Raw genomic sequence first — 11856 nt, forward strand, 5'->3', positions numbered from 1 at the left:
GCAATATCGGATGCATCGATCAGGTTATCTGGCAGACGAGCCAGCTCAGACAGGCGCTGGGCTGAGATTGGCATAGGCGTATGTCAGCGGCGGAAAGCGCGCACCTTGACTTTAGGGGCATTAACTTCGACCGTACAAGCACTCACCTTAGCATCGTGGAGTGTAGCGGACAGCCCTCAAGGCCGCTTCTTAAAATGTTCCTTCAGCAGCGTGTTCACCACATCACTCAGCGAGGTTTTTCGCGCATCGGCGAGCTCCAATAGAGATGCCAAGACATCGGGCTGAAGATGAACCGGCGGAACGAGTTTCGCGTCGGGCCGAAAGAACTTGCCGCGCCTAGCGGCGGAAAAGTTATAATGATCCTTCATCCTAGTCATGGCTCATCTCTCGGCCTCTGCTCCTCTGCCCTCTCTCGGAGAGCCTCGTAGAGCTGAGCAGGACCTAGAAGAACATCCCTCAGCCCGGCTCTTACCTGTTCGCTGTCAAGGGCTTGTTTGCTCATCGTGGTATGAGCCGAGAATGCATCCATGATGGCGTTCATCAACTCTTTCGACAACGTCGGCGACGTCGCGAACTGCGCCTTGGTGTTGTTCGCCGCCTGAATGACCAATTCCTCGCTCTCCAGAAGCTTCCCCATCAGAACGTTGTTCACGTAAACGAGCTTGTCATCCTCGGTCAGGTCGCCTTCGAAGAGGTCATTCACCTTCGCAATGATCTCTTCCAGCCGGAGCTTTTCCTTCTCATGAATGCCGCCCGAGCCTGCTTCGGCGAAGCCCATGAGTCTCGGAGGTTCGCCGTCCCCAAGGACGAGAGGACGCTGTCCCTGATCCCTCAGATTGTGGTGAGTAAGCTTGAGCTTCGATAGATCGATGCCCTCGCGCTCACGACCGAACTCAAGCAACGGGATCAGCCGCCGGTAGAACATGAACCGCTTCTCAATGGCCGTGTTGCCATAGTCGAAGATTTGCGAGAGAAAGCTGTACATGCGCTGGAACGCGCCCATGTCGGCCTTGAACAGGATCAGGGCGTCTATTTCGCTATTGGCCTCTTCCTTGCCCCTCGCGTCGTTTTGCGCTTGGGCCACCAGCAGCTTTTCCTGCGCATGCTTGAACCTCTTCAGCAGGCGATCCACCACCGGCTCAAGCGCCGCGATCAGATCACCCTGCTTGGATTTGGGGCTCATCTCGACGGCTGCGACGCGATCCACCTCGAATTCGTCATAATGCCCTGAAGCGTCAAGCTTAGCCCGGAGATCAAAGACGAGGTTGGGATCTGTGACGCTGTCCAGCTCGGCCGTCTCGTAGTAGGTCTTGAACGCAGCCAGCACCTCTTCCGAGCTATTGACGAAGTCCAGCACATAGGTCGTGTCCTTGCCGGGGTAGGCACGGTTAAGCCGGGAGAGCGTCTGCACCGCCTGGATGCCCGCCAGACGCCGGTCCACATACATCCCGCACAGGAGAGGTTGATCGAACCCGGTCTGGAACTTGTTCGCGACTAGCAGGATCTGGAAATCCTCGCCCTTGAAGGCGTCGCGGATGTCGCGTCCTTTCAAGCCAGGGTTCAGCGCCTTGCTGGTTTCGGTGAAAGGATCAGGACCAGACTGGCTGTCATTCACCTCGCCTGAGAATGCCACCAACGTCCCGATCTTATAACCACGAGACTTGATGTATTTCTCGATGGCTAGCTGCCAGCGCACAGCCTCGACGCGGCTCCCCAGCACGACCATCGCCTTAGCGCGGCCCTCCATCAGCGGCGCGACGGTCTCCCGGAAATGCTCAACGACGATCTGGACCTTCTGGCTGATGTTATAGGGATGCAACCGGACCCAACGCATGATGCCCTTCAGCGCTGCATCGCGCTCGACCTCCTTGTCGTCCCACTCCTTGCCGTTGTTGGCGAGACGGAAGGCCAGCCGGTACGGCGTGTAGTTCTTCAGCACATCGAGGATGAAGCCTTCCTCGATGGCTTGCCGCATCGAGTAGACATGGAACGGGGCGGGCAGATTGTTGTCCCCCACCGGCTGATCGGATTTCGGCGGTCGCCCAAACAGTTGCAGCGTCTTGGCCTTCGGGGTGGCGGTGAAGGCAACGTAGGTGATCCCCTTGTCATCAGCGCGAGCTGCCATCTGGGCCGCCAGCATGTCCTCGGTGCTGATCTCCCCACCGTCACCCAGCGCGGCAAGCTCCTCCGGCGACAGCAACTGCTTGAGCTTCGCAGCGGCTTCGCCGGTCTGCGACGAATGCGCCTCGTCTGCAATCACTGCGAACCGCTTGCCCTCGGTGGCCGCAAGCCTACGGACCTCCTCCAGCGCGAAGGGAAAGGTCTGGATAGTGCAGACGATGATCTTCTTGCCCGCCGCCAGGGCCTCCGCAAGCTGCCCGCTCTTGCTCGCGCCTTCCGACTTGATCGTAGCGACCACGCCGGTGGTGCGCTGGAAGTCGAACAGGGCGTCCTGAAGCTGCGCATCGATCACGTTGCGGTCGGAGATGACGATGATGCTGGAGAATAGCTTCTCGTTCTTGGCGTCATGGAGATCGGCGAGAAAGTGGGCGGACCATGCTATCGAGTTGGTCTTGCCCGAACCAGCCGAGTGCTGGATGAGGAACTTGCCGCCTGCTCCCTCCTCCAGAAGCTTGGCTTGCAGTTTCCGGGTTGCGTCAAGCTGGTGGTAGCGGGGGAAGATGATGCTGGTGATTTTCTTCTTGTCGTCGCGCCGGGTCACCAAGTAGCGACCAAGGATCTCCAGCCAGCTATCTCGTTGCCAGACCTCCTCCCAGAGGTAGCTGGTGCGGTGACCGGCCGAGTTGGGCGCGTTGCCCTTTGCCCCGCGGTTCCCCTTGTTGAAAGGTAGAAAGGCTGTCGCTGGACCAGCAAGCTGCGTCGTCATGTGAACTTCGCTATTGCTGACAGCGAAATGCACCAGCGCCCCACTGGGGAAGTTCAGCAGCGGCTCGATACCTTGCCCTTTGGGGCGCGGGCGGCGGTCGAAACGATACTGGTCGATGGCGTCGTCAATGCTCTGGGTGAAGTCCGTTTTGAGTTCGGCGGTGGCGACCGGTAGCCCGTTTAGGAAAAGCACGAGATCGATACAGTTCTCGTTGGCAGACGAGTAGCGAACCTGCCGCACCACGCGTAGCCGATTGGCCGCATAGCGAGCTAGGATGTCGGCGTTCATCGCGAGGGCAGGCTTGGACTGCGTCAACGCAATCGGCTGGCGCAGTCCAATCAGCTCGACGCCGTAACGCAGCACATCGAGGGTGCCGCGCTCATCGAGCTGCTTGCGGATGCGGTCCAGCAGAACACCTTCGGCACTCGCACCGTGATTTTTTGTAAGCGTTTGCCAGACGATCGGCTGCGTGGCTTGCACCCAAGCGACAAGATCAGCAGAAAAGATGGCGCGAGGGCGGTCATACAGCGCCGCATCGCCCTCCGCGTAGAGCCAGCCATGGGCAGCGAGGTGGCCGCAAATCTCGTCCTCGAAGGTGATCTCCTTGTGCAGACTCATGCTGCAACTGCTTTTCGGTGAGACTGGTCACGATCCAATAGCCGCTGCACATTAATTTTGCCAGTAACTGCAGACGCAATGAGGGCGCTCCGGCGTTCTTGAAGAAGCTCTGTGCCAACCTGAGCCGCCGAAAGTAGGCTGTCAAACTCCAAGCCGAGAGCCCGAAGCGTTTCACATATTGCGTACTGCTCGTTCAAGGGTGGCAGTAGGCAGGGCAGGTCACCAACTTCTCCAACTCTCAAGTGCCCAACTGTGCTGCCTTTCGATTTCGCCTCGATCTGGTAGCGGACCAACGGTCCGTAGATATTTGCCAAAAGATAGTCTGGACTTATGACCTCAGGATCAGGCCGCAAGTACATCATACGCTGCCCCAAGCAGAGATCGTAACCGCTAGGCACCAGACAAGCTTCTCCGGCAGGAGCCTCTCGCGTGAATAACACGTCGCCGACCTGAGGGCGCCCTTTTCTTGTCCACTCCTCGAAGTTCTCGGCGTCCGTGCAATAACCTCCAGCCTCATCAAACTTACCATCTCTAACGCACGACGTGCGGATAACGAAGTAGCTCCCCTCCGGAATCTTCTCCGGCGTCCGGTTCTTGCAATCCACGATTTCGCGGCAAACATCCTTTATTCTGACAAGTCTCCAATGCGCCGGAACCTCGCCAAGCCATTCGATGTTCGCATTCTTCATCGTGGCCTGTGGATCAAGCCCCTTAGTGACAGCGTGGGATAGGGCAGCTTGCTTTTTCTCCCTTAGCAGTTCGATCAACCGACCTTGCTCTTCCACAAGAGCATCAATCTTGGCTGTCTCGCGATCAAGGAACTCCGCGATTGTCTGCTGTTCGACACGGGGGAGAACGGGTAGATCAACATGCGCGAAGTTTTCGAACCGTAAGGCCTGCCCGTCGCGCACGAGATTTGTCGTACTTTGAAGCGCCTGAATGTAGACGGACGATTTGAACAAATATCGAAAGAACGCAGGAACGATCCCTTCTGACGGAACGAGGACAACATACGCTGAGCTTGTCGATCCTCTCAGGCCACACCATTCGATTCCGCCTTGGAAGCTACGCATGCTGATTACAAAGTCGTCGGGTTCAACATGCTTTAGGATTTCGGTGCCGTGGATCACCTGCATCACTCTCTGATTTTCGAGAGCCATGAAATCCTTCTGATAGATAACGCCGTACTTTTGAGAGGCTGTTAGCTGCTCGTCCGAGAGCCGCGAGCGCTCCTTCCGTTCGGAAAACAGCCTCCGACTTTTTACGACCTGCCAGTGGGACGGTATTGCGCCGAGCCAAGGAACGCCGCTGTCCGCGTACTTCTCATAGGGGTCTATGCTCATGTAACAAGCCGATCTATTAGTTGTTTAATGCGAGCCGTGGCTTGCGCCAGATCGGCGTCGATTTCCGCTAATGGGCGCGGCGCTTCAAACACGTAGAAATGTCGATTGAACGGTATCTCATAGCCCGTCCTGGTCTTCTCAAGATCGATCCACGCATCGGCGACGTGGGGCAAGACCTCTCGCTGGAAGTAAGCGTTAGTATCTTCTGACAGCGGTACGTTTTCAGTATCACGCAGCTCGCTGTCTGGCTGCGGCTTGCCTTTCGTTTTGCCTTTGGTCCCGAAAACAATATCGCCGTTTTCGTCGCGCAGTGGCTGTTCAACAGTGATCGTGCGATAACCAAACGACTCATTTTGGAAGATGCGAGATAATGGGGAGAGCTTCACTTTTCCGCCGTCGGGCGCAATCGGCGGCTTGTCACCCTCCATCACTAACTGGGTAGTGATCTCCTTACCCTCGACATTTAGAACCGCGGCGAGTTGCGCCTCGATGAAGGAGCCAAATAACTTTGTCACCTGAGCGATATGTTCCTCGCTCATCTCCTTGCGTTTGGACCCAAGGCCCTTGCGCATCTTCTGCCAAAACGAGGATGCATCAATGAGCTGCACCTTGCCCTTTCGCTGCACAGGCTTGCGATTGGAGACTATCCAGATGTAGGTGGAGATACCTGTGTTGTAGAACATGTCGGTCGGCAAACCAATGATGGCTTCGACCAGATCGTTCTCCAGCAGGTAGCGGCGTATCTCGCTCTCGCCCGATCCTGCGCTACCCGCAAACAGCGGAGAGCCATTTAACACGATGCCGAAGCGGCTTCCGCCGTCCTGAGCCGGACGCATCTTCGACAGGAGGTGCAGCAAGAACAACAGCGAGCCATCTGAGACGCGCGGCAGGCCGGGGCCGAAGCGGCCATTGAAGCCTTGGCTCTCGTGTTCCTGGCGGATGTCCTTCTCTACTTTTTTCCACTCGACGCCAAACGGTGGGTTAGACAGCATGTAGTCGAACTTGGCGTGAGGGTGACCGTCGTCCGAGAGCGTATTCCCTGCAACGATGTTGGCCACATCCTGACCTTTAATCAGCATATCCGCCTTGCAGATTGCGTAGCTCTCGTCGTTCAGCTCCTGCCCATACATCGTCAATCGGGCCTGAGGATTCAGCGCGGCGAGGTGTTCACCGGCTACGGATAACATTCCCCCGGTGCCTGCCGTAGGGTCATAGATAGTTCGGACCACCCCGGGCTTGGTCAGAACATCGTCGTCCTCGACAAACAGCAGATTAACCATCAGACGGATGACTTCGCGCGGTGTGAAGTGCTCTCCAGCCGTTTCATTCGACAGCTCGGCGAACTTGCGGATCAGCTCTTCGAACGCCAGCCCCATCTCGTGGTTATCAACTGCCTCGGGATGCAGGTCGGTGCCTGCAAACTTCTCGGCGACGAGATAGAGGAGACCGCTCTTCGTAAGCTTATCGATCTGGGTTGAGAAACTGAATCGCTCGAAGATGTCGCGGACCTCAGGTGAAAACGCCTGGACATAAGCATGGAGGTTCTGACTGATGTGGTCCTGATCGCCGACCAGCTTAGGCAGGTCGAGTTCGGAGGCGTTGTAGAAGTTCACCCCGGACGCGCGACGGAGGAACGGGTCTGGATTGAGGCCCGCCTTCTTCTTGGCCGCGAACTCGGCCAGCACTTTCGCCTTGGTCGGCTCAAGAACGCAGTCCAGCCGCCGCAGCACGGTGAACGGCAGGATCACCTTGCCGTAGTCAGACTGCTTGTAGTCGCCCCGCAGCAGATCAGCCACGGACCAGATGAAGGACGAGAGTGCCTGATGATTCACGGTAGGGAACGCCTGGGCTAGAAATGCGGTAGTTACAGGAATGCCCGAACTCAATCAGTGTGGCAATCAGACCTCGGGGGCACAATCTAGAATTTAGGGGAAGACGGACTTGGCTGGGAAACGTGCTATTTGTTGGCTGGATTGAAGCCTCATGGCCGAGTTGGACGACGGATCTTGTTGCTCTTGCTTCGGCCGCGACCTCGATTCCTCAACGTTTTTCCGCGGATAGACCTCTTCCTGGGCTACCCCCTGCCCCGCCCTCTCCCACAAAGGGAGAGGGAGCGGTGCAAACCGCTGGAACGTCGCAACTCTCGCAACGACCGCCCCGAACCACATCCAGCCTCCCCGCGACCAACCCTCGGCTCAACGGCGAGGCGGACTTCGTGGGAGACGATTCGTGACGCTTGCCCTGCCTTCGCGTGCCTATGATTTGCAGATGCTGGACCGGCCCGCGGATCGCGCGCGCGACCACGGCTGGGTGTTTGGGCTGCCGCCGGGCATTGCATCCGAGCAATGGCCGCTCGATCCCGTCACCGGCTATCCCTTGATGCACGGCTTCACGCTAAAGCTGCCGGAGGATTACCGGGTGCATGGCGCGGACATCGTCGCGTTGTCGTTCTTCGCCACGGCGCCCGATCACAATGACGGCGGCGCGCCCGACGATCCCGAGATTCGCGAGGCGGTGCTGGCGCGGCCGTCGCATCCGCGCCTGTCGCGCATGACCGACATTCTCGACTACGCCTATGCCGCGCTGCTCTTGACGAAGGCCGAATATGACGGCGCGTTCGCCGCGCCGCCGGCGCCGCTTGCGCTGGCAACGGTGGAGCGGCCGCGCTGGCTCGATGTCGGCGGTGCCAGCGCCTTCTTCGAGGCCGCACCTAGCTACGCCAAGAAGATGTTTGCAGCCCCGCCGCGTGCCGATCTCAGCGAGACGCGCGCGATCGCGCTGTCGCCGCGCGCTGATGATCCCAACGCCGGCAAGGGCCCGCAGGATGAGCACGTGCGCGAAAATCCGCCGACCGGCTATCAGCCATATTACTACTATGTCGGCGGCAAGCCGGGCCGCGACAATTTCCGCCTGCACGACTGGGCCAAGGATCACGCCCACAACCACCTCGGCGGCACCATGCGGCCCTGCCAGGCCGTGCCGGAGATGAGCCCGTTCTATATCGAGTTCGAGGAATATTTCGGCGGCTACAATTTCGGCGGCGGCAACGCGCAGCTCGACTTCAAGGACATGAAGTTCGACTGGGCGTGCGGGTGATCATGGAAGCCGCGCAAGGATCCGGACTTTGCGATGATGCGAGCGTTCACGGAGCCATGCCGAGGAACGGATTGACGATGGTGAGCCCGCCGATGCTGCGGCCGCGCTGAAGGTCCCAGAATCACCGCTGTCAAAGAACGCGATCACCGCTCGTTCGCCTCGTCCCGATCGAATTTGTAGCCGGCGGGCAAGGCCGCCCAATTGCGCGCCTCCATGTTCTCGATCGCACGCCGACGCTGCTCCGCCTTGGTCTCGATTTCGATCGCGCCTTTGCGAGTGGCCACGATATCGATTTCGTCGCCCTCCTTGAGGCCGAGTTCATCAACTAGCGCTTTGGGCAGGCGCACTGCGAGGCTGTTGCCCCATTTGGAAACCAGCACCAGCACCCTCCGTGATGTGCATCCCTATCTGCATATCATAGGGAGATATGATGGCATTCCAAGCTGGCGTCCCCTCACGCCCCTCGCTTTGGCCCGATCGCCTCGAATCCGGCCTTTTGCTCGTCGCTGAGATCGGCCTGGAAATCGTCGAGCGCGTCGGCGATGGCGCCGACGGCTTGCAGCATGGTCTGCAGCCGCGCCCTCACGGCGGCGAGGCGGGCCTGCGCCGTTGCAGCGGGTTCTGTCGGACAGGCGCTGAGCGTCTGCATGGTGCGGAGCGTGGTGTCCTGCAGCACCTCGAAGCGGGCGCGGGCGACCTCGTCGAGGTGGAGCGTGGCCGCGATTTCGGCGGCGGGCCATTGCTGCTGGAGCAGTTGCTCGTATTGGCGCTGCGCGTTCTCGTCGGAAATAGGATCGTAGTCCGCCTGGCAGGCCTTGGCCGCCTGTGCGTCCTTGGATGCGTCCTTGCCCGCGTTCTTGTCAGCGTTTTTGGACTGGTAGGACGCCAGCGCGGCGCGACGCTCATTGGCTAAGGCGTTGAGCCGGGCTTTCTGGTCGTCATTGAGCAGGCCGACGAATTTCGACAACGGCGCTTCCATGGTGTCGATGGCCTTGATCATGGCCTCGACACGCTCGCGCATCAGGCCGAGGCGCTCCGCCGCATTCGCAGGGGTTTGCGCCGGGCAGGCGGTGCGGATGGTGTCGCGCGCGGCATTCCAGGCGGATGAGAGCTCGTCGAGCGCGGTGCGCTGAGCTTCGTTCGGTGCAACGGCGCTCGCGATGCGCTCGACCGGCAGGCCGCCGGTGTCGCTGGCCTCGCACAGCGTCTCCGCGGTCGGGACCTTTCGCGCGCGACGGCCTTGCGGCACGGTGTAGGCGGCAAGCTCGGTGGCGGCATAGGGCGTGAACAGCGCGGCATAGATATCGCCGTAGCCGTAGAGCGAGAGGCTGGTGGTGTCGCCGAAGACGATCGCATTGGTGAGATCGTCATGGGCGAACGGCCAGAACACCGGGCCGACCCAGCCATAGCTGCCATCGGGATGACGCCACCAGCCCTGCGGGCGGCGGCCGCCTTGCCAGCCCGCCAGCGCAGCCTGCGCCGTGAGGGCCGCACGCATCACGTAAGGGTTCGACAGCTGGCTGCGGTCGGCCCCGCGCGGGTCCTGCGACCTCAGCGCAGCTGACCGGTAGCGGCCGCCGCGCACCGCCATGCGGGAATGGCGCAGGCGCGACAGGCCGATCACGTGGCCGACGGCGAAGCGCGCAACCCCGACCGGACCGCCGCGCAAGCCGAACTGCGCCTCGGCTCTGTCAGGCAGCAGCACTGTTGCAACCACCAGGACCGCGCCAGCCAGCGCCAGTCCCATGCGCCCCGACAGGATTTTTGACCTGACGACTGGTTTGGCCACGTCTTGTTCGGCCACGTCTTGGCCCTCCCTCCCGCGCCAAGTGCGCAATGCGTCGCATCACGAAGACGCGCGAGGGAACCGAATGTTCCAGAGAGACACAGGACAATGCGTCGCAACGCGCCGGCTGTGCCGTGTCACTCCGCCTTTTGCGGCATCACGAAGGTCTGGCCGGGATAGATCAGATTGGGGTTTTGGATCTTGTCGCGGTTGGCGTTGAAGATCACGGCGTAGCGGGAACCGTCGCCGTAAGCGAGCCGGCTGAGCGCCCACAGGCTATCGCCGCGGGCGATGATCCGGCTGCCGCCGGCCTCGGCCGGCGCGGCGGTGAGCGCCTCCGCCGGCGAGGCCGATGCAACCACGGTGGCCCTCGGCGCCTGCGCGAAGGCCTTGGGTTTCGGCGCGCCGATCAGTTTCGGCCGGGCCGCTTGCTTCTCAGGCACCGACGCCAGCCGCGGCGAGGCCGACGGCAGCGCGGCGACGACATCCGATTTGTCGTCGGGCTTCTCGGCCGGCTTGGCCTCCTGCTTCGCAACCGGCGGCATGCGCACGGGCGGCGGCGCCGCCGCGGCGATTGTGACCGGCATGGTCCGGCCGGATTCGGTGACCGTGCCGTCCGGCGCCCTGGCGCGGAGCGTCAGGTCATATGAGCCGGCCGGCAGCTGCGGCGGGGTCATCACGAATTGGCCCGAGGCGTCGGCGACCACGCTGTCGAGCGGCTTGCCGTCGCGCATCAGCTCGACCCGCGCACCCGGCGTGGCGCGGCCGGCAATCACCGCCGCCTCGCCGTGATCGTCGATGCGGGCGACGTCGAAACGGGGGCCGGCATCTGCAGCCGGCGCCGGCGGCTTGACCGGCACGAGGTCACCGAGCGCGGCCACCTGCTTCTGGGTCTCGGCCAGCGCGCCCGCCTTCGGCTCGGGTGCAGGCGGCGCGCTGTCGACGAGCTTCGGCTGTTCCGGCTTCAGCTCTGGCTTGGATTCAGGCTTGGACTCAGGCTTGAACTCCACCTTGGGCTCGACCTTGGCTTCAAGCTTGGGCTCGACCTTAGCTCCGACCTGGGGTTCGACCTTGGCCTCCGGCTTGGCGGCGACGGTGACCTTCGTCCCATCAGGCAGCAGGCGGCGCAGCTCGGTCGGGCCGATCACCAGCGCGGTGCCGACCAGCGCGAGCAGACAGAAGGCAATGAAGGCCTTGGAGGCGGTGATCATTTGAAAAGGACCTTGGGTGGCAAATCAGCCGAGGCCGGCAAGGTGCGCCGATTTGGCTGCCGCAGCAAGACTGTCGATAGGATTATGCTTCCGTCCAGGCGCGCGGGATGAACCGGCGCGACCACGCGGGTGTCCAAGTATCAAGGCCGCCTGGCGGCATTCTTCAAGGGAATTCCTCCCGTGACCGTATTCTCCCGTGCCGCGGGATCCCTAGCGGTTGCTCTGACGCTGGCCGCTGCACCCGCTTTGGCCGCCTCCGGCCCGCCGCCCGGCTTCACGCTTTCCGACGATGCCGATCTCGCCTTCACCTCGCCCGACGGCGCCACCAGGCTCGAGCAGTATATGAAGGAGGGCGAGGATTTCGACATCAAGTGGCAGGTCTGGGCGCGACGCGGCGGGGAGATGCGCGAGCTGAAGCCCGAGCAGGGTTATCCGGCCGGCTTCCGTTTCACGGCCGACTCGCGATGGCTGGTGCGGATCCAGAAGACGGGCTCGCGCGAGCAGGACCTCTTTCTCTATCATTTGGAGAACGGCGCCTTCGTGAGCGCGACCAAGACGTCGCTCGGCGATCTGGCCTGGGCCTACTTCCGCAGCCGGCCCGACACCAAGAGCATGAAGCTCGACTATCACATCACGGCGAATCTGGTGAAGGGCACCGAAGATGCGTATCGCTGGCTCGGCGTCGACTGGACCAACAACCGCTATCTCCTGATCTCGCTGTCGGGCGAGACGGACAAGCATCCGAAGAACGTCGCGGTGAAGGGCCTTGCGGATTGGAAATGCCGCTATGATCTCGAGACCGGCAAATTCGATGTGCCGAAGATGTTCGCCAAGGGCAACGCGGAAGCCTTGAAGTGGAAAATCAGGCGCTGAAGGTCCTGCGGTCTCGCCGCGGTCTCCTGTACGATGGAACCA

At 61.1% G+C, this 11856-nt stretch carries 9 protein-coding genes; 2 read left to right on the forward strand and 7 right to left on the reverse strand.

The genetic code is table 11. The features are described from left to right. Positions 1 to 176 precede the first annotated feature (176 nt). From I6F33_RS34895 to I6F33_RS34910, 4 genes are read right to left on the reverse strand one after another with little or no spacing between them, the layout of a single operon-like run. Complete coding sequence (locus tag I6F33_RS34895) at positions 177 to 377, reverse strand: hypothetical protein (protein WP_225145550.1); 201 nt, start codon at positions 375 to 377, stop codon at positions 177 to 179. After that, a complete protein-coding gene (locus I6F33_RS34900) occupies positions 374 to 3505 on the reverse strand; it encodes a type I restriction endonuclease subunit R (RefSeq protein ID WP_225145551.1) in 3132 nt (1043 codons plus the stop codon). The genes I6F33_RS34895 and I6F33_RS34900 overlap by 4 nt, the downstream gene beginning before the upstream one ends. Next, entirely contained in the window at positions 3502 to 4848 is a 1347-nt protein-coding gene (locus tag I6F33_RS34905) for a restriction endonuclease subunit S (RefSeq protein ID WP_225145552.1), read from the reverse strand. The genes I6F33_RS34900 and I6F33_RS34905 overlap by 4 nt, the downstream gene beginning before the upstream one ends. Further along, positions 4845 to 6680 carry a class I SAM-dependent DNA methyltransferase gene (locus I6F33_RS34910; protein ID WP_225145553.1) on the reverse strand — a complete coding sequence of 612 codons (1836 nt, stop codon included), beginning with the start codon at positions 6678 to 6680 and terminating at the stop codon, positions 4845 to 4847. The genes I6F33_RS34905 and I6F33_RS34910 overlap by 4 nt, the downstream gene beginning before the upstream one ends. Before the next feature lie 397 nt (positions 6681 to 7077). Here I6F33_RS34910 and I6F33_RS34915 point away from each other — a divergent pair, with 397 nt between their 5' ends. Further along, positions 7078 to 7944 (forward strand): hypothetical protein, encoded by an 867-nt coding sequence (locus I6F33_RS34915; RefSeq protein ID WP_225145554.1) that lies wholly within the window; start codon positions 7078 to 7080, stop codon positions 7942 to 7944. 143 nt (positions 7945 to 8087) lie between these two features. Here I6F33_RS34915 and I6F33_RS34920 read toward each other — a convergent pair whose 3' ends face one another. The 3 genes from I6F33_RS34920 to I6F33_RS34930 all read right to left on the reverse strand — a co-directional run bounded on the left by I6F33_RS34920 (position 8088) and on the right by I6F33_RS34930 (position 10941). Further along, positions 8088 to 8324, reverse strand: coding sequence for an AbrB/MazE/SpoVT family DNA-binding domain-containing protein (locus I6F33_RS34920; RefSeq protein WP_036015962.1), 237 nt, complete (start codon positions 8322 to 8324; stop codon positions 8088 to 8090). Between the two features lie 74 nt (positions 8325 to 8398). After that, complete coding sequence (locus tag I6F33_RS34925) at positions 8399 to 9691, reverse strand: Spy/CpxP family protein refolding chaperone (protein WP_225145567.1); 1293 nt, start codon at positions 9689 to 9691, stop codon at positions 8399 to 8401. Between the two features lie 176 nt (positions 9692 to 9867). Further along, positions 9868 to 10941: a LysM peptidoglycan-binding domain-containing protein gene (locus tag I6F33_RS34930; RefSeq protein WP_225145555.1), complete on the reverse strand. Its 1074-nt coding sequence runs from the start codon at positions 10939 to 10941 to the stop codon at positions 9868 to 9870. 180 nt (positions 10942 to 11121) lie between these two features. Here I6F33_RS34930 and I6F33_RS34935 point away from each other — a divergent pair, with 180 nt between their 5' ends. Further along, positions 11122 to 11814, forward strand: coding sequence for a hypothetical protein (locus I6F33_RS34935; RefSeq protein ID WP_225145556.1), 693 nt, complete (start codon positions 11122 to 11124; stop codon positions 11812 to 11814). Positions 11815 to 11856 lie beyond the last annotated feature (42 nt).

The sequence above is a fragment of the Bradyrhizobium sp. BRP20 genome (assembly GCF_020194215.1).
GTDB classification, from domain to species: domain Bacteria; phylum Pseudomonadota; class Alphaproteobacteria; order Rhizobiales; family Xanthobacteraceae; genus Bradyrhizobium; species Bradyrhizobium yuanmingense.

What these genes read in the sequence shown, in the direction of transcription:
- I6F33_RS34895 (WP_225145550.1), bottom strand. Translation starts at nt 377, where the DNA reads ATGACTAGGATGAAGGATCATTATAACTTTTCCGCCGCTAGGCGCGGC.
- I6F33_RS34900 (WP_225145551.1), bottom strand. Translation starts at nt 3,505, where the DNA reads ATGAGTCTGCACAAGGAGATCACCTTCGAGGACGAGATTTGCGGCCAC.
- I6F33_RS34905 (WP_225145552.1), bottom strand. Translation starts at nt 4,848, where the DNA reads ATGAGCATAGACCCCTATGAGAAGTACGCGGACAGCGGCGTTCCTTGG.
- I6F33_RS34925 (WP_225145567.1), bottom strand. Translation starts at nt 9,691, where the DNA reads ATGGGACTGGCGCTGGCTGGCGCGGTCCTGGTGGTTGCAACAGTGCTG.
- I6F33_RS34930 (WP_225145555.1), bottom strand. Translation starts at nt 10,941, where the DNA reads ATGATCACCGCCTCCAAGGCCTTCATTGCCTTCTGTCTGCTCGCGCTG.